This window comes from Shewanella sp. SP1S2-4 (assembly GCF_031932075.1).
GTDB lineage: Bacteria > Pseudomonadota > Gammaproteobacteria > Enterobacterales > Shewanellaceae > Shewanella > Shewanella baltica.
The window spans coordinates 1-24,525 of record NZ_JAUOET010000012.1 but is presented as its reverse complement, the minus strand read 5'-3'; the positions used below and the strand labels follow the sequence as shown (position 1 = coordinate 24,525).

Below are 24,525 nucleotides of genomic sequence, written 5' to 3'. Positions count from 1 at the left end.
TAGGTTGACAGTTTCTAGGCCAGCTCCAGTAGCTGGCCTTTTCTATTATGCACCTGATTGGGTGTTTCCATATCCAAACTCAGATGCGGTCTCATTTCGTTGTATATCGCTATCGATTCTCTAACAAGTCTCTTCAGCTCTTCCAGCGTTTTACATCGGTAGAGTAAAAACTCCTGCTTCAGGATCCCGTTTACTCGTTCTGCTAACGCATTTTGATAGCAATCATAACCGTCTGTCATCGACGGCTGAATATGGTTGGCCTGCAGTTCATCTTGATAAACAGCTGAGCAGTATTGCGAACCTCGGTCTGAGTGATGGACCGCATTAGCGCTATAGCGCTTATCTTTGACCGCCATTTTCAGTGCTTTCACTACGCTTTCTGCTTTCATGTCCGAACTCAAGTGATGACCTACTATCTTACGTGACGCGGCATCGGTCACTAGTGACAAATAGTGCACGCCTTGGTCTGATTCGAGATAAGTGATATCGCTGACCAGTACATGCTCGGCATCGTGTAGTCCCTCTTCCTTCAGCAGGTTGGGATGCTTCTTCATCCAATGCTTGCTGAATGTCGTTTTTGTGAAGCTTCTCTTGGGCTTAACTAGCAAGCCTTCACTTCTCAAGTAGGTAAAGAACCCGTCTCGCCCGAGTTTGATATCATGTTCAACCAGCTTAGGCTGTATCAAAGTATAGAGCTTACGCGTCCCCAATCGTGGCATATAGTTACGCCAATATTGGACCCAGTCTTTGATGACCGATAGCTCAGCGCTTCGGCTCGCCATTCGAGCGACAGCCTGATAAATACCTTGCCGTGAAATACCGACAGCGCGACACGCAACGGCAAGGTTTATTTTGCTTTGGGTTTTGGCTTGCCAGAGATACCGGATAAGTACTTTTTTCTGAGGCCGGCTCCGTATTCATTGTCCATGATATCGACCATACCATTGAGAATTTGGTTACGCAGCTTCGCTTCGGCTAACTCACGCTCAAGGCGCTTGATAGTTTCGGCTGGGGTTTCTTTTGAATGAGGCATAAGGGGATGCTGAAAGGGTTTCGACCAATCGAGTTTACCATGCTTTCTCAGCCAGACGAGTACCGTTGTTTTACCCTGAATGCCAAAACGAGTCTGCGCTTGCTTGTAAGTCATTTCGCCTTTTTCAACACGTTCAACAACGCCTAATTTAAAAGCTAAGGTGTAATCGCGTTGAGTACGCTTACGGCTTGAGTTACTTGATGTTGTCATAAAGAAGTCCTCTTTATGTCAACGTATTTCAGGACGGAACATGCTACTGAAAAAAGGGTTCGCAATTCGAACCCTTTTTTTATGTCAATTTTTAGCGGCTTTTCTATAGAAATTACGATTAACCTGTGGAATCTGTGTCGAGGTCGCTTGGTTCACTAGGTTTTTTTGGTGTTGAGGGTTCGGCTACCACGGCTGTTGCTTTCGTCGCCTGTTTTACTCGGCGGACACTTTTCACTTTAGGTTTAACCTTTACTGGTGTTGCTTGTTCCGCATCATTTATCGCGTTTTCAACTTGGTTGCTCGTTTCTAGCGTTAACGATTTTTCTGACGTTTTTTCGGCCTTAGTTTGCGCGCCTTTCTGAGTGAGCTTATCAACACGGGTCTCTGTCACTGCTTTTGGCGTCTTAGTGGATTTAGCCGCTTTTTCTTGTGGATTATCTGTGGTCGACACAGCTTGATCTTCGGTTAGTTCTTGCGCCAAACCATCATTAACACTTTCTGATGGCTCTTCTGCTGATGAGCGTTTCTTAGGTTTTTTCGGCGCTTGACGCAGCTTAACCCTAAAGCGGCGGCGGTCAAAATCGGCGCGTTTGAAAGACAAAGAGCGCGAAAGCAACATACCTATCAAGCCTGCAACCAGCAGCATGATTTGTTGTTGCTCCATGTTTAAATTGTGGGCCTCTTTGATTTCGTTGAAAAACAGCTTGGTATCGAGCCTGACTTCGACATAACCTAGATTTTTCCCTTCTTGGATCACGGGCTCTACATAGGGAGGATATTTGCTTAGTAGCAAATTCATTTCTTCCGAATCAGGATCGACAACATCTTTAGTGATGCTTTGGGCGAAGGATAACCGCATGCCTTGGTCGCTGAAGATAGCCGCAGACATCACCTTAGGATCTTCGACTAAAGCGCTAGCGAGCCATTGCAACTGCTCATCATTTTGCAGTTGTAGTGCGGGCGCGGCTCCATAGGCGGTTTGCTGCACCAGTAATCTGGCCATCTTTTGAGTTTGGGACTTTAGAAGCAGCTGACCTTGTAGTAGGCTTGTCTGCCACAATTGCACTAAGCCTAATATCAAGGCGAAGGCGGCGGCAATTTGGATCAGTCTACTGATTTTATGGCTTTTCTTTAGCCCTTTAAGATATAACACTTTGACCCTTAAAATGTAGAGCGCTTGCCTAATCATAATTGATTCTGAGTGAGCCCGATAGTTGGAGAATTTAAGTCCGATGGAAAGCTTGAACCAAGATGCGCTTTTTTTGTGGTTAGTCTCTGACCATTCCCCAAGGTTTGAACGCCAAGGGCAAGTGTTTGAACGTTATCAAGAGTCAGCATATCCCGCTGGTGTTTCACGTGTGCGAATTATTTATCAAGATGCCGTGGTAGAGGGCGCAATATCGGCCTGGATTGCGGCATTGCCTTCGTCTGATGTTATCGGTATTTCACATATCGAACGCCAAGTCGGCTTAAATTGTATTGAGTTGGCACTGGTAAATTTGCCTTCTCAGGCGCAGTTAGTGGCGTTTCCTCAATCTTTGGCTGAACTGCATGTCATCAATTTTGATTTACCTCGTTTGAACCATCCCGGCTTATTAGTGATGGACATGGACTCCACGGCGATTCAGATTGAATGCATTGATGAATTAGCGGCCATGGCAGGCGTGGGTGAGCGCGTGGCGGCGATTACAGAACGTGCTATGCAAGGCGAGCTAGATTTTGAACAGAGTCTGCGTCAGCGCGTGGCACAGCTTAAGGGCGCCGATGCCAGTATTATCACGACTTTGTGCGACAACTTACCTTTAATGCCTGGGCTTGAGTCCATGCTGTTAGAACTTAAATCCCATGGCTGGCGTTTAGTGGTGGCATCTGGTGGCTTTACGCCTTTTGTGGGTCATTTAAAACAGCTTCTAAGCTTAGATGCGGCCTTTGCTAATGAGTTAGTCATCACTGATGACAAACTCGCGGGTGAAGTGACGGGTAAAGTCGTGGATGCGCAGTTTAAGGCGGATGTGGTTGAGCGTTGCAGTGAGCAGTGGGGCATTCCAAAAGGTCAAAGCGTCGCTATCGGCGATGGCGCCAATGATATCCCTATGGTGATGGCGGCGGATTTTGGTATTGCTTTCCATGCCAAACCTAAGCTGGCAGCCGCGGCGGATGCCAATATTCGCCACCTCGACCTGCGCGTTTTACCTTATCTGTTGCAAATCTAGGTTATTCATTTATTTGAAATATGAGTCGAGATGAAAGCCTAAGTCAGGGCTGAGTTAGAGTAATGACTCTTGTCTTTTATTGATGAGCTGGTAGTTTAGGGAGATTGATAAACTACCAGTGACTCATTTTGACTCAGCTCGCTCAAGGCTCAACATCACCCATTTCACAGTCTTCAATCTTTCTGCCGTACCGCGATGGCCAACTGCATCTACGTCAGTTATTACCGTCGGTGCCTGATTTTTCTAAGACGCCTATTCTCATGCTCCATGGTGCCATGTCTAACGGTCGGGTGTTCTATAGCCAAAGTGGCCGTGGCCTAGGTTGTTTTTTGGCTAAGGCGGGATTTGTGGTGTATGTGTTGGATACCGCAGGCAGAGGGCTCAGTTTTCCGAAAATCGATCGGGATTTTACCTTAGGGCAAGGTGAAGTGATCCGCGAGCAATTACCTTTAGTGCAGCAGGCGATTCTCGAGTTACATCAAAAAGCCTGCCAAGAACAGGCGGCTAAGCATGATTGCAAAATCGTGCCGCCTTCGCAGGTGCATTGGTGCGCCCATTCATGGGGCGGGGTGTTAATGGCGAGCAGTCTGGCCCGTTATCCTGAGTTACAACAAAGTGTTCGTTCATTGCTGACCTTCGGTAGCAAGCGGACGATTCGGGTTAAATCCTTCAAAAAGTGGTTAATGGTTGATGTTTTTTGGAATCGTTTAGCGCCAGGTTTAGCTATGGGCCAAGGTTACCTTGCTGCCGATAAGCTGCGCATCGGTATGGACAATGAGAGTCGCGCCTCATTAGTTCAAAGTATCGATTGGGTGCGAGGAGATTGGCTCGATCACGACGATGGATTTGATTATGCGAAAGCGGCAACATTCGCTAATTGGCCACCAGCTTGGTTTATCTCAGGGCAGAGCGATACTGTGCTTGGGCATCCAGAAGATGTGGCTGATATGGTCGCAGAGTGCGGCTTTAAACGGGTGAAATCAACGCTTCTTTCTAAGGATAATGGTTTTAAACATGATTATGGTCATGCCGATATGCTGACGCATATAGATGCTAGCAGTGATCATTTTCCTAAGATTAGGGATTGGTATTTAAGTTTTGATCTGGCGGTATTAAACAATTAAGACTGTTTTTTATGGATTGCAGGGTATCTTAGTTCAACCTCTTGGGTAATATCTAACAGTTCACCGACACCAATTATCCGCCATAACTGTTCTTCTAATTGTTTAGCTTTATGGTTTGCATGAATATTAATGTATTCCAATTCGCGACGCAGATAACTCATGTCTGGCTTTTCAGTCGCACCTCGGTAAACGCGTAGGGCGAGGAATCGGCCTAACGCTTTGCTCTGATTGATAAAGGTTATCTGAGCATCCACATCACCGACTTCTGTGGCTGAAGTGCATTTCAAAAAGATTTTGCCACGAGATTGACGTATCAACTGGACAAACACTTCAATGAAATCCATATCTTGCTGGGGTTTCATCTGGCGAATAGGTTCGAGGATATCCCGCTTAAAGAATCCATCCTTTAGCAGCGGTGCTAAATTATATTGCAGAGTATCTGACGTGCCAGCGGCAAAAATATCGCTGATCTCATCCTGTTGTGTACCTACGCCTAAACACGCGACTTGGGCCGATTTTGTCGTTTTTTCAACAAAGTAGGGCACAGAATGCAAATCATGCATCAAAATATTTTTTAAACCATCGGCAAGTTCATTCGCTTCACTATTGTTCTCAGTCAGTTGTTCTAACTTTTCCTTATTATGGGCAATCAGTTTATTTAAAAACTCGACCCCCACATGGGGTGTATGGCCCATGACTGCGGTTAAATGCAGTGTTACACCATTCTTACGGGTGCGCACTAAACGGTAAGGGAGATTATCTAACTGTGTTTTCCCCGCAATGGTTTGTAGTTTGGGAAAGCTTAACAGTAGCGGTTTATTCGATGAGAACTCTGTCGGATTGTCTAAGGTTAATTGCATGCCACGGCTAGAAATATCTAAAGTAATGCCCGTGGCTTTTAGCTTGTCTTGCGTCACGTTGACTAAGGTTTTAAAGGCGAAACGAGCCTCTTGGCGTCGCTCGCTAAACTGCATGGAAACTAACTTAATTTGATTGGCGGTTAATCGTTGTTGACCAAAGGTTTTAAGGGCATTGGCATTACTGTTGTCTTGCCAGGCTTTGTAATGCCCTCTGGCATCTTCATTGCTGATATCGATGAGCTGCAGTAAATGACTAAACTGCGATAACTGCTGTTCGACCAGTGGGCTGAATTTTGCCTCATCGCCCGGCAGGGTTGCGCGGCGATAGCCCTTATCATGATAAATTTTATCTTGGGTAACTTTAAAGATCCGCCAGCTAGGTTTGGTCGATGCAAAGCCAAGGAATAAAGGCATCATGCCCTTAGCTTTAAGCTCCGCTAAGGTGGCAGAGTAAAAATATAAGCAGCCTTGGGCATTATAGGTAAAGCTAAAAAATAGCCCGTGGTCGGGATTTTCTGGATGACTCAGCAATGCCGATACTCGGCTTGGGGTCAGCATGGCTGGTAATTGGCTGATATCATTTTCATCTTGAAAGTAATGCACTATCTGTTGGTTGTCACGGCTGAGCAGCATGTGACTCAAACCTTGGGTTTGAGTATTGAAATACAAAGGCAAGTGGGGCAGGTGAGGTAAATAATGGCGTTCAAATCCGAGTCCTGTTGCACTCACTATCACATCATTGACATCTACCTTGTAACGCAGTTTATAGCCGCGGATTAAATTGCCGAGCATTTCACTTAAGGCTTCGCTGCCACCAAGGCGTTTGAGCCTTAGCCAAATATATTCGCCATTGGTTTGGCTATCGACAATCTGATAATCCACGCCGAGCTGGAGATCGGGATAGTAAAACTCTTCACTGAGTTCCAGTAACTTAACTTTGAGTGGTTGGTCGAGATCGAAGGGATGATTGGCGGCGAGGCGAATACGGGCACCGCCGATAGATAAATCTGCCGTGATCCCAGGTACTTCACCTCGACCGGATTGTGATGCCGCAATGCGAATACTGTAATTCATCCGCTCCTCAGCGCGGTTGAAATAACTGCCTAATACTACGCCTGGCACCATAAAAGGTTCTGGCTCAGCGGCTTCAACCTGAGTCACACCTTGGCGTAATTTTACCCGACGCTGTTGATGGGCATTGAGCACATATTCATACACACCTAAGGTATATTGGTTGCGAAACAGTGACATGGCCTCATGCATACTGCTTTTGGCAGGCTCATCTAAAAAATGTCGCTGTTGACCTAACATGACTTCAGTACAAGGAAGCTCTGATTTATCCCTGAGATCGATAATTCGGGTGCAAGGCGAAGCCAAACGACTCAATTCCATTTTCACAAGAAAACGGGTCGAATTGGTTTCATCTATCGTCAGCTGCTGAAAAATCTCTTGGAAGTTAGGTTCCATGAGCAATGGCTTGAGCTGTTCGATGAGTGCACTGTGGTTATCTAGACTCATGTAGGGTTCTTTTCTAATGCTGATTTTATGCCGTGCTGTGTTAGTCTTATGTCGGCAGTATTCATCGTTACTTAAATTGATTTTATACAGATTTTAATAAGTTATGGCAAAGAATAAAACAGCGTACGTATGTAATGAGTGTGGACAAGACTTTCCCCGTTGGCAAGGTCAATGTAGTGCTTGTCAGGAATGGAATACGATTACTGAGGTCAGGCTCGGTGCGGCTTCTCCTGGGCGCAGCACTAAGTTTGTCGGTTACGCTGGTGCGAGCAGCAATGAAGTGAAGACATTAGATCAAATCGATCTCAATGCTCTGCCGCGAATATTGAGTCATTTCGGGGAGTTAGACCGAGTGCTCGGTGGCGGAATCGTGCCAGGTTCTGCCATTTTGATTGGCGGTCATCCAGGCGCGGGTAAGAGTACGCTTTTATTGCAAACCCTGTGTCATCTGGCCGAGCAAATGCCCGCACTCTATGTCACGGGTGAAGAATCCTTGCAGCAAGTGGCGATGCGTGCCCATCGTCTTGGTTTACCAACCAATAAACTGCGGATGTTGTCTGAAACCAGCGTCGAACAAATTTGCGAAGTGGCCCTCAAAGAATTACCCAAGGTTATAGTGGTCGATTCGATTCAAGTGATGCACATGAGCGATGTGGCATCGAGCCCAGGCAGTGTGTCGCAGGTACGTGAATCCGCCTCTTACTTAACGCGTTTTGCGAAGGAAAATGGTATTGCCGTGATCATGGTCGGCCATGTGACGAAAGATGGTAGTCTGGCAGGGCCTAAGGTATTGGAGCATTGTATTGACTGTTCAGTGATGTTCGAAGGCGATAGCGATAGTCGTTATCGCACCTTGCGTTCCCACAAAAACCGTTTCGGTGCGATCAACGAGTTAGGCGTATTTGCCATGACAGAGCGCGGCTTAAAAGAAGTCGCCAATCCTTCGGCAATTTTCCTTTCCCGTGGTGAAGAAGAATCTTCTGGCTCGCTTGTTATGGTGGTCTGGGAAGGTACGCGGCCGCTACTGGTGGAACTGCAAGTGTTGGTGGATAACTCGGCCATGTCTAACCCCCGGCGCGTAGCTGTGGGTATGGATGCCAACCGTTTAGCTATGTTGCTTGCCGTGATGCACCGCCACGGTGGTTTACAGATGTCAGATCAGGATGTATTTGTGAACGTGGTGGGCGGCGTGAAAGTGACAGAAACCAGTGCCGACTTAACGTTACTCTTGGCTATGGTATCGAGTTTTCGCGGGGATATTTTGCCCAGCGATTTAGTCGCCTTTGGTGAAGTGGGGCTATCTGGCGAAATTCGGCCTGTGCCCAATGGCCAAGAGCGATTAGTTGAAGCCGCTAAACATGGTTTTAAGCGCGCCATAGTGCCAAAGGCCAATGTGCCGAAAAAGCCTCCTGCGGGAATGGAGGTCGTGGGTGTGTCTAAGTTATCCGAAGCGCTAGAAGCGATTTAGTCATATAGGCCGAGTAAAATGAGAGGCTAGCTAAATTTAGACGCTGGCTAACACTTAGATGCTAGCTGGCATTAAACGCTCTCAAGCGAGATAAACGCCCGCAAGCAAAACAGCGCCATTAGGCGCTGTTTGTGTTTGTGAGCGAGTGTCTTAATCTGCGATATTGTGTTTTTCGATAAACAACATAAGTTCGCGATTCAGCAAGGAAGCATCACCTAAGTTCAGCTCCACCATACGTTTTAGGTGGCTGATACTGTCGACGTCGATAAAGTTACACTTCAAGCCTAATTGGGCATTTTTTTGATGGACCAACTCAGTTTCCATACGGATTTCTATGTCTGATTCGGGCAAGATAAAGCTGAGGGTAATAGCATCACCCGAGTGAATAAAATTTTGCGGCTCTTCGACCAGGGCACCATTTAGACTCAAATCGAGAATGGTTGTCTCCCACTGTGCAACACCTTGTTGTAGATGTGCATTCGTGGCAAATAGAATCCGCGAAAACTTGCGCCTTTCGTCCATACCCAATCCTTTTTCTTTCATAGTCTGCTAAGTGTAGTCCCATCAGTGTCCCTAAGCATATGTCATATTGATGTGACTGTAAAAGCAGAGCAATTTTTTGTTCAATAAAGCTACCGAGATCGCATATTTAACCTTTCACTCATATGCAAATATGAAAAAGTATGAATAATTCACTTAAGTAAAATAAGAGAAATTGAAAATGGCTTACAGTGTGCTGGTTGTCGACGATGAAGCGGTTATCCGTGCGCGATTAAAGGGATATTTTGAAAAGGAAGGTTATCGCGTCGTTGAGGCGGCCGATGGCGAGCAAATGTGGTACGAGTTTAATCGCCAACATATCGATTTGATCATGCTAGATATCAATTTGCCCGGTGTCGATGGTTTGAGCCTGACCCGTGAGCTACGCAGCCGCTCCCATGTGGGCATCATTCTGGTCTCTGGGCGGGATGAATCTATCGACAAAATCGTTGGTCTCGAAATGGGCGCCGATGATTATGTGACTAAACCTTTCGAGCTGAGGGAGTTGCTGGTTAGGGTAAAAAACCTTCTGTGGCGGATTTCCCTTGTGAAGCAAGCTGAGTTGGCGATCGCCGAAGAATTATCCCAACCGGACGATGTGTTAAGTTTCGAAGGTTATCAACTCGAACTCAACAGCCGTAAATTACGCCATGGCGATGTGTTGATCAAACTCACCAAAGCGGAATTTGAGTTACTGGTCGCATTTGCTCTGCATCCGCAGCAAGTCTTATCCCGTGAGCGTTTAATGCAGCAAACCAGTCACCGTAATCTGGATGTCAATGACAGAACCATAGATGTGATCATTCGCCGTCTTCGCAATAAACTCGACACTGAATTGTTTGTCACTGTTCATGGTGAAGGTTACTTATTTGCCGCTAAAGTGGACGATTAATGCGAGTTAGGTCGCACTTGGTACAGAGGGTAAAAGTCGGCCTCCGCTAGACTGAAATCTAATTGAGACAAAGTGTTAGAGGATGATGTTCGCTTGATGATCGCAGGGCCTATATCGCCAAATGGCTGAGCGCCTTCGAGTTGTTTCACTGTAACATCAATGGCGAGTTTTCCCTGTAATACGACTAGATCATCATTACTGTAGATGACTTTTTCCCGTTTGAGCCCACGCACAATGGCGGGGGATAAGTAACTGCTTACTAGCTTGACTCTGTTACTTAATCCCTTTTGTTTCAAAGTACTAATGGCGGCCTCAATCGCCACTGCGCTGCCGAGAATATAATCTGGCTGCTGAGCTTTTAGCAGCATCTGCAACTGGTCACGATACAAATTGCGATTATTATCGGCGTGCTGAATGGCACTAATCTTGACTTGGCTCCCTTCAAGCGCCTGACGTATACCTTGCTCAACTAAATCTGTGCCACCTACGTTTTCTGGTCCGGCCAAGAGTGCCAAATTTGCCGTTTGATGCGGATGTTGTGATGCTGCATCGGCTTTGATGAAGTTACCCGCCAGTAACCCCATTTGATACCAGTTCACGCCAATATGGGTTTGGACTCGGTCGCTATTGAGTTTATTGACTAGAGCTAACACGGGTTTAGTGAGCGGTGTTGTAAATTGGGCGAGTAAATCTGGGCTTACTGAGCCAAGCAAGATGGCATCATAGTCGCCTTGCATACAGCTTTGGAGCTGGGCCAGTTGTTTATCTTTATGGTAATAACTGCCTGCTTCGAAGAGATCGAGTGAGACGCCAAGTGCTTTCGCATGTTGGATCAGTCCATAATCAATGCCAATCCAGTAGGCATCTTTGAGGTGTGGCACTAGGGCGCAAATCCGCCAAGGCTTTTGAGCTTTTGTCAGCGGTAAGTAGTTTAATGTTTGAGATTGCTGGATTTTGACATTGAATGGCGTGCGCTGCTCTAATGGCCAAGTGAGGGGTTCACTTGTCGCATAGCCTGAAAACACGAGGCCAAATGTGGCGAGTGTGAACAATCGTTGCCAATATTTTCGCATCATCCCGTATTATCCGCTAAGCATAATCTTGGGTGGCATTGTAACAGTTTAAGGAAGATGTGTGGCTCCTTTATCTTTATCGCGAACCAGTTTAACCGGTCGATTAATGCTCGCCTTCAGTGTGTTAGGCGTATTGCTGATGCTGCTTGTTAGCTTAGGTAGCTTAAGTCTACATTGGCTAAAACAGGCCGATAGTTACTTGTACGAAGAGTCACTCCCCGCATCCCAAGCGGCAAGGCAGCTAGTACAAGCTTCTAATGCCTTGTCTGATGGTGTGCAGCAGTTAGGGCGGGTAGAAGATGAACGACAACGGGAGTTTATTGGTCGTAAACTGAGCCTTGAAAGTGTCAATATGTTTAATGGCATCAAAACCTTAACCATATTGGATGTCGACGAAGGCCAAAATCTGAACCTGCTGGCCGAACAAATCATCAGCCAATTAACTTTACTTGGCAAAAGTGTGGGTCGGCGTTTGACCATGGGCGATGAATTGCAGCTGAAGGCCCATGAATTGTCCATTGCAGCAGGACATGCCTCCGAATTACTTCAATCTGAGCTCGCCGTGGTGAATTCTGCCATTTTGGCGAAGTTGAGTCAGGCCTATCCTGATATGGCAGGCGCGAAGCGCAGCGGCCGATTGCTCGACGATGTGATTGAGGGCGAACTTGATATTCAAGAGCAGCTCAATCGTGCCCTTAAGTTAGTTCATCAAATTGCCTTGTTAAGTCAGTTATTTGAATCCTCCGAATTGCAGTCAGAATTGCAATTAAGTGTGCCGAAGTTACTGGCGACGTTTGCAAACTCGAATCCTTCCCCGAGTTTTACCCTTCCTGAGCCTGAGATGGCGACGGCAATGGAGAGGGCGCTTGCCCATAAGACGGATTCAGCGCCTGCTTCGAGTGACATCAATATCGATTTGATGGCGCTCGATAATGTGCCTGAGATAATTCGCGACCCGGGGCGTTTGCAGGCGTTAAAAACCGAATTAGCAGTGTTGGCGCACACACCGCAAATCATTAAATTGCAGCGGGAATTAAGTCAAACACTGCAGCAGCAACAGCGTCAGCAGCAAGAGTTAGCCGAAAAACTTTATGGACTCAATACGCTGGTGGATCGCGCCCTAAATCAACAGCAACAACAGGCAGAATTGGCTCGTAGTGATTATCTACACCAATTGTCCCTTGCTAGGCTTGGGCTTTGGGGCACAGGTGCCTTGATGTTTGTGGTGATTGGCTTTGTGATCTATCGAGTGATTTATCGCGGTATCGCCCTTAGGTTAAATCAGGCGACCGAAGCCATGTCCCGCTTGAGCTTAGGTGACACGAACGTGAGTTTAGAGGCCCACGGTGATGATGAACTGACTGCGATGGCAAATGCTATTGAAGCCTTCAAGCGTAAAACTGCCCATAATCTTAAATTACAGGCTGATTTACGTCAGGTGGCAGATGAGTTGACCGAGCATAAAAAGGCGTTGGAGCAAACGGTTGCTGCCCGTACGCAAGAGCTGGCCGATACCAATAATCGCCTCGATGCCGAAGCCAAGGGCCATGCTAAAGCAAGGCAAATAGCTGAAGAGGCGAGTCAGGCAAAATCCCAATTCCTTGCGACCATGAGCCACGAAATTCGCACGCCTCTCAACGGTTTACTCGGTACATTAACCTTGCTCGGTCACAGTGATCTACCGCCAGCGCAGCAGCAAATGTTAGCGCTATCGCAATATAGCGGCACTTTATTACAAACCGTGTTGAACGACATTTTGGATTTTTCGCGTCTTGAACAAGGGAAACTCAGCCACGAGCCAAGGCCAACCGATATCAATACCTTGCTCGATGAAGTGCTGGCGATCATGGTTGCGGGTGCAAATTTAGCTGGGCTCAGCCTAAAAATGAATAAGCCTAAGCTACCAAACTGCATCAATATCGATGGGCCTAAGTTGCGCCAAGTATTGTTCAACCTAATCGGCAATGGCATTAAATTTACGCAAGAGGGCTGCGTGACGCTAACTGTTAGTCTGCAAGGCACCCAATTGTCCTTCGTCGTGCAGGACACGGGCGTTGGTATTGTGCCTGCGGCACTCGATAAATTGTTTGTGCCCTACAGTGCTTTACCTAATCAAGGTCGCAGTCGCGGCACGGGTTTAGGGCTCGCTATTTGTAAGCAATTGGTTGAGTTAATGGATGCTAGCGGCCGCGGGATTTGGGTTAAAAGTCAGCCAGGAAAAGGCAGTGAGTTTGGTTTTGAACTGGCCTTTAATGAATGCGATATGACCAATACCCAAGCGGTAAAAGAGAGGGTGTTAGTGCCAGCTCGCCAAGTGATGGTGGTAGAAGACAATAAAGTGAATGCTATGGTGGCGCAGGGATTTTTAGCGCACTTAGGTCACAAGTCAGTTCTTGCTGTCAGTTGCCAACAGGCGCTTGAATTTGTTGAGTCTAGCGGTTTGGTTTTCGATGCTGTGATGCTGGATATTCAGCTCAGTGATGGCTCTGGAATTGATTTATTGCCGCAGTTAAAAATGTTGATCGCCAACCCTAATGTGAAGTTTGCCGCCTTTACCGCCCAAATGCAGAGCGAGGATTTACAGCATTACCGCGAGGTAGGATTTGATGCTGTATTGGCTAAGCCTCTAAGTCTACAAACCCTTACAGAATGGCTTGGCGTTGCGGTTTCTCCCTTGTCTGCATCCATTTCATCATCGACCGTGAATGACCTGTTATCTGCGCCGCCTCAAGTCACAACGGAAGCTAAGATTACAACGACAATAGCGGATGTCGATGATGAGCCGTTATTAGATCTCAAACAGTTAGCGCAGGATAAGGACGTACTCGGTAGCGAAGCTATGATGTCTATGTTTGACCTTTTTAGCGATTCGAGCCTTGAACAGCTTGCCAAGCTCTCGGTAGCGAATCCCAAGGAAGACGTAGCCAAATTGCTGCACGGGCTTAAGGGCAGCAGTGCCAGTATGGGACTGATAGCGTTAGCTAAATTATGTAAGGAGTTAGAGCTGGCGCTAAAAGCCAGTGCAAATAAAGACAGTGTAGATAAAACCAGTGCCGATAACGCGTTGGAGCTTAGTGAATTTCAACGCCTTGAGTCTTGCAGGCAGGCATCCATTGCCGCCTTGAGCCAATGGTTAGGTATACAAAACGAGTAAACTCGTCTGCTCATAAACCCGCCTGCTCATAAACCTATTGGATAACGTTAGTCTAAAGATAAGTCGCTCTAGAACGTTTTGCTAATCACCGCCTCAGCAGGTTCAAGCTGTGCGATATCTTGCTTCACCCACGCTAAGGTGAGTATGGCAACGGCACTATAAAAACCGTTTTTATCGCATTGAGTGAGTTGGTTAATAAATTTTGCTAACCAAGAGTCGACGCAGGTTTGCAAAAAGCTTAATTGGACACTGTCTTCACTGTGACAACATAAGTGCGCCATATAGGCGAGCATCACGGCCAAATGGTCGGCGGGCTCAGGGAAATGACTCTGCACTTGTAGTTTGCTCTGGTGTAAAAACTCACTCATCTGTTGATGTTGTTGACCAAATAGCAGAGGTTCATCTTCGCCACTCAAATACAGGCTAGCATAGGGTGAAGCGCTGTGTTTGGTACCAACGAGAAATAAGCCGCAGTAATCCGCCGCGAGTTCGAGTAATGCCTCATCATCTTTTATCCCATTGAGCGTGCTGCGAATTTTGTCCACTGACTGAGTGAAATTAGCCTCTAGGCTAAGCTGTTCCCAGAATTGCTGCGCCGCTTCGCTGGTGAGTTCTTTAAGTCTTTGCTCGTCAACTTCGCGGGCGAACAGTGATGATAACAGCTGATAAACCAAGGCTCTGGCGTGGTTGATATCGACTTGACTCATTGTATATTCCTCAACACGCCCTAGTTTTGGCGCTAAGATTGGATGCTGAGACGCGCCGCGTTCGGCGCATCCAGCGTTTTGGTTCTAAGGTTAGATTTCGACTTCGATAGGGCCATCGAAGGAGCTGACCTTAGGCACTTTGCCTTGGTATTTTTCAAACTCGACTAAGCAAGTATAGGCTGAGCAAGCTTGGGCAAGTTTAGAGGTGCCTATGTCTAAAGTGAGAGTGTTAGGATCGCCATAACTACACAGGGCGCCGACTTCAGCTCCCCCTTCAACGCTGCCATCTTTGCCCACAGGCCCATACCACGCGCCTTCGTGAATCCGCACAATACCAGTAGGGAAGTTGTCCGATACAACAGCACCCGCCAACAGTTGGCCACGGTCGTTAAAGACTCTCACTATATCGCCATCTTTGATGCCGCGCGCTTTTGCGTCGACAGGGCTGATATACACAGGCTCACGGCCATTGACTGCGTAGGTCTCGCGGTATTCTCGCGACTCACACATTTGCGAGTGTAAGCGCTTGTCTGGGTGGCATGACTGCAACCAAATCGGATGCTTGTCAGAGCCAGGGCCGCCATGGCTACGCTCGGTTTTCTCCATCCAAGTTGGGTGACCTTTACAGTCATCGTAACCGAATTGATCAATCTTACGGCTAAAGATTTCAATCAAACCTGAAGGCGTGCCTAGTGGATTGATTTCAGGATCGTTTCTAAAGTCTGCATGGCGCGTCCAGACTTCACCGTCACCAAAATGCACATAACCTTGTTTCCAGAAAGTCGCAAAGTCAGGCATCTCAAACTTGCCCGCGTTGGCGGCTTTACATTCGTTATAGAGGGTTTCTAACCACTCCATTTCGCCCATGTTACGGGTGTATTCTTTCTCTTTGCCGAGTACGGCGGCAAAGCGAGTGAAAATTTCAAAATCCGACAAGCTATCAAACAGTGGCTCAACCATCTTTTGCATGGCTAAAATACCGCGGTTAGCATAGGCGCCGTAAACGTCGATATCGTTGCGCTCATAGGTAGTACAAGCGGGCAGTACGATATCCGAGAAGCGGCAAGTTGCCGTCCAGTTCACATCGACAGTGACCACACACTCAAGCTTATGGAAGGCTTGCTTCATACGATTTCTGTCTTGGTGATGGTTCCAAGGGTTATTACCCGAGAAAATCATCATCTTGATGTCGGGATAAACCACTTTCGAGCCGTTAGCATCAATGGTTTTACCAGGTTCGAGAATCGCATCAATCCAGCGGGCAACCGGAATTGTGCTACTCGCGCCCTTGAAGTCTGAGCTATCAAAGAGTGGCTTTTGATTTTCGTCCAAGTTACGGGGGAAGGCACCTGGCGCAGCGGCACCCGATGAAGGCACGCCGATACTCGAGTAGTGGTGACCATAACTGATGCCACCACCGGGTAGACCGATTTGGCCGATCATGGTCGCCAGTACCGCCGCCATCCAATAGGGTTGTTCGCCGTGTTGCTGGCGCTGGATGCACCAACCCATCATGAACTGAGTGCGGCCCTTGACTAAGGTTTTAGCCAAGTCGCGGATAACATGGGCTTCAACACCACAGATAGGCGCGGCCCATTCTGGGGTTTTGGCTACGCCATCTTTAGTACCCATCACATAGGGCACAAACTCTTCAAAACCTAAGCTGTAGCCTTGGATAAATTTATCGTCGTAGAGCTTTTTGCTGATCATCTCGTGGGCGATGGCCAGCATTAAAGTCACGTCTGTCTGTGGGTTAACGTAGAGTTGCTCACAGCCCAAATAGGCTTGGGTCTTAGTCACCACAGGGTCGATACTGATAACACGGATCTTGCCTTGCTTCACTTTCTCTTTTAACTGCGCAAGATAAGCAAAAGATTCATGGGTTTCCGCATTCCAACCCACTTGCAGGTTCTTGTACGGATCGTTCGACCACAGCACGATAGTGTCGCTGTGTTCTAAGATCAGCGGCCATGAAGTGCCTTGGGCATACACTTCGGTTGAACCTAACACATAGGGCAGAATCGTTTGGCCTGCACCTGTGGAGTAGTCGCCGATTTTCTTCACATAGTTGCCGTGCATCCCCACAGCGCGCTGCATATGACTCGTGCTGGAATGCAGTTGACCCGTGGCGCGCCAACCGGTTTGACCCGCATGCAGACCTGATGGACCGTATTGGGTTTGGACTTCATCTAATGAATGCTTAAACAGTGTTAATGCCTTGTCCCACGTTACACGAACAAAGCGGAAATCACCCCGTTGATGGGTATTACTCTTATGACCTTTGAGTAAAAAATCTAAGCGCACCATAGGGTAACGTACACGGGATGGATTGTAGACCATGCCGCGGATGCCGTTAATCATATCCGTTGGATACTTATCTAAGTCGAAGGGTTTCACTTCGGCAATGACGCCGTTTTTGCGCTTCATTTTAAAGGCGCCGAAGTGTGAACCTGTGGTTAGCCATTCATCTTCATTGATGCCCGCTTTGGCTAAGGCATTTAAGGGCGCTAACACTGAGCTGCCACCTAAGACAACGAAAGAGGATGAGGCGATACCCTTTAAAAAGTCTCTTCTGTTCATGGTATTACTCCCGAATTAGTGCTCTTTTTTCACAAAAGTTGACGAATGTTCCTGCAGATATTTCTGCACTAGTGCTTGGGTGTCTTGGTCCATATTCACGAAGGCCAACATGCCTTGGAACATTCCCGGCCAAGTATTGGCGTCAAAGTGCGCCTCATCGGGTTGGGTATGGCAAACACTGCAGCTGGAGCGGAAGGTATCGCGGGCATAACCCCAAAGTGGTTGCAGCTCGGTCAGCAGATAATCCTTATCGGTCCAGATTTGCGCTTCGATACGCTGCCATTTAAGGCCTGTCATAGGATCTTCTTTTTCTTCAAAGGTTTGGATAACACCTTCGGTTTCTGCTGCGTCTTTGGTTAACTGTGCCGACAGAATGTTCACGCCAAAGTCCATGTAGATCACGCGGCCAGCACCAATCTTTTTACGCCAGCCATCGATGCCGATCTTGATGCGTTTGCCTTGGGTTTCGAGCACTTTGACTTTCGTTGCTACGTTGAGCGTGCCTGCTTCCACATCGCCTTTATCAGTGAAGAATAAGGGTTTAGTCAGGGCGCTATAGTAAGTTTGATTCGTTTCAACTGAGCTAACACCCGATCCTACTTCTGCAATCAGTTCTGGTGCGCGGGCAGTGCCCATTTCTGGTAAGTGGTGGGCAATACCTTTATGGCAATCGATACAGCTTTGGTCGATTTCTGCAGCGCGTTTCATCTGTTTTTGTGCCAGCGGTGACATGGCTTCCCATTTCATCGAGTTGTAGTTGTGGCAGTTTTTGCAGGCTAAGGAGTTGTCGCGGTCGAAACGTTTCCATTCACGGCTCGCCATTTCTAAGCGTTTGGCTTCGAATTTTTCAGGGGTGTTGACTGTGTTAAATAACCAGCCCCAGACGTCGTGGGAGGCTTCCATCTTACGGGCGATTTTACGGCTCCAATTATGGGGCACGTGGCAATCGGGGCAGGTGGCGCGAACGCCAGAGTGATTCGACCAATGCACAGTTTCCTGCAGCTCTTGGTAGGGTTTGCTTTCCATACTGTGGCAGCTAATACAAAAAGCTTCGGTATTGGTGGCTTCGAGTGCAGTGTTAAATCCGCCCCAGAAGATGATACCCATGATAAAAGCGCTGATGCTGACGGCGCCTAAGGTCAGCGCTTTGGTGGGTTTGTTCAGTGTGCGCCAGAGGTTGGTTAACCACTTCATAATCGCGTCCTCAAAAAGTAACTATATGTTAAATAGATATAAATTAGTGGCCGACAACGCCGCCGAAGGCTTGGATCATCCAAATGATGAAGCCGTAAATACTGATCCCTGCGATAGTGAGCGCGGGGAAGAGTAAAAAGATGATGAACCCGAGCGCTTTTAATTCATTTTTGCGCGTGGATTTCTCTGATGTAGGTGTTTGTATGTTTGGCTTTGTCATTGGGGTCGACTCCGATCGAAAGCGATTTTTGATAGGAGCACTATAGAGGGGAGATATGAATGGACTTGCTTGCTGTGATGAATGGGGTTTGACAATATATGAAAGATTATGAAAACTTTTTAAGGGCGTAAGCTTAGCGCTGCTCTGGCAGACTTTGGTGGTGATTAATGTGAGTTCAATGGGTAGTTATTACCTAGGGTTTGGCGGTTTTTTGAACAACTGATTTCGGCTTTTGCCGCTAATTTTTTATCGAAGTGCAGGTGATGTCTTAGCTATCTTTGGGAGATTCCAGTATCATCCGCGGCCAACAACGGCTGCGTCTACATGATTAATGGCTTTTTAATCATCGCGAAGCATCACTGCTTGCAGATCATGGATTTTTCCCACAGTAGGAAAATGATGTGGATCTCTCACCCAAGTCTGATGGATTTGGGGCTCTAATCTGCCGCAGCCAGCGTCGCCAATTGCGTTTTAGGGTAATTGGTACCGACCCCATTTTAAGAGATCACAAGGTATAACAACATTATGTCTGAGCAATTGAGTTCAACAGCCGTACCCTCTGGTTCGTTTCTGGACCGTTATTTTTCTATTCAACAACGTGGCAGCACAGTTCGCCAAGAAGTGATTGCGGGATTAACAACTTTCCTCGCTATGGTCTACTCAGTGATTGTGGTGCCAAACATGTTAGGCCAAGCGGGATTTGATCCCGGCGCCGTGTTTATCGCTACCTGTTTAATTGCATCATTTGGTTCTTTGCTCATGGGTTTATGGGCAAACTTACCTATGGCGATTGGCTGCGCTATTTCGCTCACCGCCTTTACCGCCTTTAGCTTAGTGCTCGGTCAGGGCATGTCGATTCCGGTTACCTTAGGCGCGATTTTCCTAATGGGCGTAACCTTCACGCTTGTGAGTGTGACAGGTATTCGTCAGTGGGTGCTGGCTAATTTACCTAAGGGTATTGCCCACGGTACTGGTATAGGTATCGGCTTGTTTTTACTATTGATTGCGACTAACAGCGTGCAATTGATTGTGGCCAATAGCGCAGGCTTGCCGGTGAAGTTGGGCGACATTAACAGCTTACCTGTTATTGCTACTATTCTAGGTTTAGCGGCAACTATCGGTTTAGAGCGCCGTGGTGTACCTGGCGGTATTTTGTTGGTGATTATCGCGTTATCGGTATTTGGTTTAGTGTTCGATCCGAGCGTGAAATACCAAGGTTTGTTTGCCTTGCCTGATTTAACCTCAGAGCATTCACTGATTGGTCAGCTTGATATCATGGGCGCCTTTAATCCTGTGGTATTGCCTATCGTATTAGCGTTAGTGATGACGGCAATTTTCGATGCGACCGGCACCATCCGTGCTGTGGCTGGCCAAGCGAATTTGCTCGATAAAGACGACAATATTGTCGGCGGCGGCAAAGCCTTAACCTCAGACTCGGTCAGCAGCATGGTGGCGGGTTTAGTGGGCGGCGCACCAGCGGCTGTGTATATCGAGTCGGCGGCGGGTACTGCGGCGGGCGGTAAGACAGGTTTAACTGCGACGATCGTGGGCGTACTGTTTTTATTGATGATGTTTTTAGCGCCATTAAGCTATTTAGTGCCAGCTTATGCGACAGCACCTGCTTTGATGTACGTGGGTTTGTTAATGCTGAGTAACGTGGCAAAACTTGATTTTGACGATAAAGTCGATGCCATGGCAGGCTTAACCTGCGCTGTGTTTATCATCTTAAGTTGTAATATCGTCACTGGTATTATGCTGGGCTTTGTGACCCTAGTTGTCGGCCGTATCTGTAGCGGAGAATGGCGCAAACTGAAAGTAGGCGTGCTCGCCATTACCTTAGGTTTAGTGGTGTTTTATATGGGTGGTTGGGCGATTTAAGTTAGGCAAACTGAGTGATTTAAACTGAGTTATTGTAAACAGAAGCGAGTGCGTCTTAGGATTAGCACTCGCTTTGATTTTGTGCCCGGTATTCACAATAGGCCCGCAGTAAGTCTTTCCAAGTGACAATCCCAATCAATTTACCGTCTTCTAACACCGGCAAGCAGCCTATGTCGTTGTCTAACAAGATGCGGGTTGCCGTGTCTAAATTGATGTGGGGTGCAACGGTAACCGGATTACGGGTCATCACTTGATGCACACGTTTTTGCAGGGTTTCTAAATCTCTTGCGGTTTCGGCGCTACTGCCCAAGTTGGGGCTAATGGCACGCAGCAGATCCCGCTCCGATAACACGCCTTCAAGTTGATACTCATCGACGACCAACAAGTGATGAAAGCTCGCTTGGTCGAAGATTTCCTTCGCCACAGTTAATCGGTCGTCCATTTCAACCGTGACGACTCGGGTACTCATAATATCGGCGATAATGATCGGCATGATGATCCCCTGATAAGCTTGCGCATCCTAGGATGCGCTCTGTTAATGCGCTGCATTACAGTTACTTATAACAGAGTGGTGCATGTTTAGCCAACACCCATTACAAAGTTTTAACTCAAAGATCTTGAACCTCTGGCTCATCATCCGCTGTGATTGGCATCCGCTCCGATTCGGGCAAGTGCGCGCCTATGTAGCGTTGATACTTTTTGCCTTTCAGTTTGTGGGTGTCCACCAGCACTAAGCCATCGATACAATCGCCAAAGTCGGCGTCGATACCAAAGGCGAGAAACTTAACCCCATCAGCCTTACACAGCTCACCATATTGCTTGTAGAGCGTCGGCACGGCGGCGCCCATACTCGCGAGTACTTGTTTGAGTTGCTTGAAGTTGCTCTGATAATCCTCGGAGAAATACAAATCATCTAACTTGGCTTTTTGGGATTTGGATAAACCAAAGGGCGACATGGAAACCGCCATCTGCTGCGCAGGCGCAAATTCCCGCGAGTAAAAGTGTACGAGCATTTCTCTGGCGCTGCCGGGCAGTTGATTGCTGATAGACACTGGGCCAAATAGGTAGCGGTATTCAGGGTGTTTGGCGAGATAAGCGCCTATGCCAAACCACAGATAATCTAAGCTGCGTTTGCCCCAATATTTAGGCTGCACAAAACTACGGCCAAGTTCTAAGCCTTGCTTCACGAATGGCATAAAGCTGTCGGCGTATTGAAACAGCGATTGGCTGTAGAGGGCGTTATCACCGTATTTATCTAAGACTTTGTCGCCACTGGCAAAACGGTAGGCGCCGACAATTTCAAACTGCTCTTTATCCCACAGCACTAAGTGCTGGTAGTAGGAGTCGTATTTGTCGATATCGCGGCGTTTGCCCGAACCCTCTCCCACGGCGCGAAAGGCGATTTCCCTCAGGCGACCGATTTCCCGCATGATGGGATTGCTGTCGTGGTGCTGGTACAGGTAAATCAACTTGTTATCTTGCGTTTCCCCTAGCAGTTCGCATTGCTGCAGCGCCGCTTGCAGTTCACGGCGCGATTCGGGATGGGCGATAGCACTTTGGGTGATAAACAGTGGGTCTTTATCTTTGCCGATACGATACAAATGATTTTTAAGCAGTTTTATCTTAGTCTTGAGTGGAAAGTCCATCGAGCGCACGGCTTCATTAGGAATGAGCTCGCCAATGCGGATCGGCATGTTGCGTTTGGCCTGTTTGAACATTTCCTTCACCAGCAGCAGTGTGGCGAGTGGCTTGTAAATCATAGATGCGCCATAGAAGGTCGCAGAGTTTTTGGCATCTAAAAATATCGGCAGTAAGGGTGCATTACAGGAAATCGCCATTTTTAAAAAGCCAGAGTGCCATTGGGTATCACGCACGCCACTCGGACGTAGGCGCGAGACTTCCCCCGATGGGAAAATCAGCACAGCGCCTTCGTTACGCAGGTGCTGGTGGATTTTTTCTAAATGCTGTTTCGGTGTGCCGCCGGTCATATTGCGCACTGGCAGTAAGATTGAGTGCAGCGGTTCCAGTGCCATCAAGAGTTCATTGGCGACGACTTTGATATCAGGGCGAATTTCACTGATCAGTTTGATCAGCGCTAAGCCATCGAGCGAACCTATGGGATGGTTGGCGAAGATCACCACTCGGCCTTCACAGGGAATGTTTGCTATCTCGTTGGCGGGCACAGTAAAGCTAAAGTCGAAACTCGCTAGCACTTGCTCGACAAAGTCCACACCCTGTAAATAGGCATATTGATTGGCGATATCATTGCATTGTTTTTCATTGAGCAGATAACGTAGCATGGCCTTGGCGGGTTTAGCGAGCCAAGGTTTGTCCTTGATAGAAGGCAGATTTTGTTCAACCATATTATCAACGGTAAAAATCATGCTCTTCGCCTTAAGCGCTGGTGGCTGCACGGCATGGTTATTATGGTTAAGGTTGCTGTTTAGCGTCTGGTCATTGTGTTCCATAGCGTTATCTGATTGATGAGTCATGTTATTTAGTTGATTCATAGTGTTAGGCAACATCCCTTGGGCGAGTTTCGCCGGTATTTGTGTTTGGCATTTGCTGCGCTGCCGTTTTTTGTTGTTTGTTTTTGTGCGTCTCAGGCGGCTGTTGCACTAACGCTATGCTGCTGAGAATATCGAGATTGAGTGTCTGTTCATTCCAGCGACACAGCTGTAATTCACCGTTAAGGGTTTCGGTGATTAAGCTGCAGTTTTCAACCCAGTCACCGTCGTTGGCGTAGATGATTTTCCGTTGCTCAGGTGTACTTTGGGGCGTGCAGTATTGTGCTGCTCTGGGGTGAGTAGAGAGTTCTGGCTGATGGATATGGCCGCAGATCACGCCGTCAACATCAAAATGCTGGGCGTAGTTGAGCACCGCTTGGCGATAATGTCCGATAGCGGCTTGAGCCTTACCCACTTTGGATTTGATGTAACTTGCCAGTGACCAATAGGGATAACCTAAACGTTCCCGCAGACTGTGGAGATTGCGATTAAGGAACAGCAATAAGTCATATAAATGGTCGCCCAATATGGCGTAGAAACGGCCGACACACACATCGGCATCAAACTGATCCCCGTGGAGCATCAACAATTTATGGCCGCCAATCCCGTGGTGAATATGTTGGCGGGCAATTTTGATATTCCACAGGCTTAGTTCGGCATAGGGTTTGATCAGTTCGTCGTGGTTGCCCGGCAGATAAATCACTTGGGTGCCGTTTTGTGCCAGTTCAATGAATTTTTGTAGCACCTTATTGTGGCTATCGGGCCAATGCAGCTTACGTTTCAGCGCCCATAAATCGACTATGTCACCGACCAGATACAAGTGCTGACAACGCACGGTTTCAAGCAAACTGAGCAGGTAGTCGGCCTTGCAATCTTTACAGCCTAAATGGATATCCGATAGCCAGAGGGCGTGAACTGTGATGCTTGGGGTATGGGGTGAAGCCGTCTGGTCTGAAGTTAATGCGGATGGGGTAAAAGAAGCTGAATTGAATCGATTTGAGGGTGTTGGTGCAGATGTCGGAACTGATGTAGGTGATTGCGTCGAGCGGTTAAAGATAGGAGGTGAAAGGCTGGGGTCATTTTTCTGTCCCTGCGCTGTTGTTTCAAATTCCTTGAAATTAAATCCTGTCATCTCGTATTCACCCATTAGGCTGTTAACGAATATGAGCTTAGTGAGGGGCTTTGACTGAATGATGAAGTTTAGATGACATGCAGATGACAAAAGGTGGATTAGCCTAGACTGAACCTGTCAAGATTCACATCAGGATGCAATTAGAACCGACAGTTAGTTTGCAGCATGAATTGTCATTGTTTCCCCAGTGACACGCCGCCCTTGCATTTAACAAGAAGCGTC

At 47.5% G+C, this 24,525-nt stretch carries 18 protein-coding genes; 6 read left to right on the top strand and 12 right to left on the bottom strand.

Translation table 11 applies throughout. The features are described from left to right. Positions 1-14: 14 nt before the first annotated feature. Both Q4Q52_RS12415 and Q4Q52_RS12410 read right to left on the bottom strand, forming a co-directional pair. Positions 15-1,243 (bottom strand): IS3-like element ISSba4 family transposase gene (locus Q4Q52_RS12415; RefSeq protein ID WP_311990752.1). Its coding sequence is split into 2 segments (ribosomal slippage): positions 15-892 and positions 892-1,243, totalling 1,230 coding nucleotides; the frame shifts between segments, so codons are not numbered across the junction. Positions 1,244-1,361: 118 nt separating this feature from the next. Beyond that, on the bottom strand, positions 1,362-2,396 hold the full coding sequence (locus Q4Q52_RS12410) for a YtjB family periplasmic protein (protein WP_409373427.1): 1,035 nt from the start codon (positions 2,394-2,396) through the stop codon (positions 1,362-1,364). Positions 2,397-2,475: 79 nt separating this feature from the next. Here Q4Q52_RS12410 and serB point away from each other — a divergent pair, with 79 nt between their 5' ends. Further along, the gene (gene serB / locus Q4Q52_RS12405; RefSeq protein WP_311990750.1) at positions 2,476-3,456 is read left to right on the top strand and encodes a phosphoserine phosphatase SerB; all 981 of its coding nucleotides are present in this window, start codon (positions 2,476-2,478) and stop codon (positions 3,454-3,456) included. Positions 3,457-3,584: 128 nt separating this feature from the next. Next, the gene (locus Q4Q52_RS12400; protein ID WP_311990749.1) at positions 3,585-4,580 is read left to right on the top strand and encodes an alpha/beta hydrolase; all 996 of its coding nucleotides are present in this window, start codon (positions 3,585-3,587) and stop codon (positions 4,578-4,580) included. Here Q4Q52_RS12400 and Q4Q52_RS12395 read toward each other — a convergent pair. Continuing rightward, the gene (locus tag Q4Q52_RS12395; protein ID WP_311990748.1) at positions 4,577-6,958 is read right to left on the bottom strand and encodes a PilZ domain-containing protein; all 2,382 of its coding nucleotides are present in this window, start codon (positions 6,956-6,958) and stop codon (positions 4,577-4,579) included. The genes Q4Q52_RS12400 and Q4Q52_RS12395 overlap by 4 nt on opposite strands. Before the next feature lie 103 nt (positions 6,959-7,061). Between Q4Q52_RS12395 and radA the strand changes: the two genes are divergently transcribed. Then, positions 7,062-8,426: a DNA repair protein RadA gene (gene radA / locus Q4Q52_RS12390; RefSeq protein WP_311891587.1), complete on the top strand. Its 1,365-nt coding sequence runs from the start codon at positions 7,062-7,064 to the stop codon at positions 8,424-8,426. A 150-nt stretch (positions 8,427-8,576) separates the two neighbouring features. On the opposite strand, the gene Q4Q52_RS12385 is transcribed toward radA, so the two are convergent. Further along, positions 8,577-8,948 (bottom strand): PilZ domain-containing protein, encoded by a 372-nt coding sequence (locus Q4Q52_RS12385; protein ID WP_006086924.1) that lies wholly within the window; start codon positions 8,946-8,948, stop codon positions 8,577-8,579. Between the two features lie 199 nt (positions 8,949-9,147). Between Q4Q52_RS12385 and torR the strand changes: the two genes are divergently transcribed. After that, a complete protein-coding gene (gene torR, locus Q4Q52_RS12380) occupies positions 9,148-9,858 on the top strand; it encodes a two-component system response regulator TorR (protein ID WP_311990747.1) in 711 nt (236 codons plus the stop codon). On the opposite strand, the gene torT is transcribed toward torR, so the two are convergent. Then, on the bottom strand, positions 9,855-10,934 hold the full coding sequence (gene torT / locus Q4Q52_RS12375) for a TMAO reductase system periplasmic protein TorT (RefSeq protein WP_311990746.1): 1,080 nt from the start codon (positions 10,932-10,934) through the stop codon (positions 9,855-9,857). The two genes, torR and torT, sit on opposite strands and share 4 nt — an antisense overlap. 58 nt (positions 10,935-10,992) lie before the next feature. Between torT and torS the strand changes: the two genes are divergently transcribed. Next, positions 10,993-14,085, top strand: coding sequence for a TMAO reductase system sensor histidine kinase/response regulator TorS (gene torS / locus Q4Q52_RS12370; protein ID WP_311990745.1), 3,093 nt, complete (start codon positions 10,993-10,995; stop codon positions 14,083-14,085). A gap of 68 nt (positions 14,086-14,153) precedes the next feature. Here the strand turns inward: torS and torD are convergent, their stop codons facing one another. The 4 genes from torD to torE all read right to left on the bottom strand — a co-directional run bounded on the left by torD (position 14,154) and on the right by torE (position 18,786). Next, a complete protein-coding gene (torD, locus tag Q4Q52_RS12365; protein WP_311990744.1) occupies positions 14,154-14,792 on the bottom strand; it encodes a molecular chaperone TorD in 639 nt (212 codons plus the stop codon). Positions 14,793-14,882: 90 nt separating this feature from the next. After that, positions 14,883-17,372, bottom strand: a complete 2,490-nt coding sequence (gene torA / locus Q4Q52_RS12360; RefSeq protein ID WP_006082690.1) for a trimethylamine-N-oxide reductase TorA — start codon at positions 17,370-17,372, stop codon at positions 14,883-14,885. Positions 17,373-17,387: 15 nt separating this feature from the next. Beyond that, on the bottom strand, positions 17,388-18,566 hold the full coding sequence (torC, locus tag Q4Q52_RS12355; RefSeq protein WP_006086919.1) for a pentaheme c-type cytochrome TorC: 1,179 nt from the start codon (positions 18,564-18,566) through the stop codon (positions 17,388-17,390). A gap of 43 nt (positions 18,567-18,609) precedes the next feature. Beyond that, entirely contained in the window at positions 18,610-18,786 is a 177-nt protein-coding gene (gene torE, locus Q4Q52_RS12350; RefSeq protein ID WP_006082688.1) for a trimethylamine N-oxide reductase system protein TorE, read from the bottom strand. Between the two features lie 525 nt (positions 18,787-19,311). On the opposite strand from torE, the gene Q4Q52_RS12345 reads away from it, so the two are divergent. Next, positions 19,312-20,664 carry an NCS2 family permease gene (locus Q4Q52_RS12345; protein ID WP_006082687.1) on the top strand — a complete coding sequence of 451 codons (1,353 nt, stop codon included), beginning with the start codon at positions 19,312-19,314 and terminating at the stop codon, positions 20,662-20,664. A 61-nt stretch (positions 20,665-20,725) separates the two neighbouring features. On the opposite strand, the gene Q4Q52_RS12340 is transcribed toward Q4Q52_RS12345, so the two are convergent. The 3 genes from Q4Q52_RS12340 to Q4Q52_RS12330 form a co-directional block, all read right to left on the bottom strand. Further along, entirely contained in the window at positions 20,726-21,157 is a 432-nt protein-coding gene (locus Q4Q52_RS12340) for a CBS domain-containing protein (protein WP_311990743.1), read from the bottom strand. Between the two features lie 115 nt (positions 21,158-21,272). After that, positions 21,273-23,174 carry a lysophospholipid acyltransferase family protein gene (locus Q4Q52_RS12335; RefSeq protein ID WP_311990742.1) on the bottom strand — a complete coding sequence of 634 codons (1,902 nt, stop codon included), beginning with the start codon at positions 23,172-23,174 and terminating at the stop codon, positions 21,273-21,275. A gap of 4 nt (positions 23,175-23,178) precedes the next feature. Beyond that, positions 23,179-24,318 (bottom strand): UDP-2,3-diacylglucosamine diphosphatase, encoded by a 1,140-nt coding sequence (locus Q4Q52_RS12330; RefSeq protein ID WP_311990741.1) that lies wholly within the window; start codon positions 24,316-24,318, stop codon positions 23,179-23,181. Between the last annotated feature and the right edge of the window lie 207 nt (positions 24,319-24,525).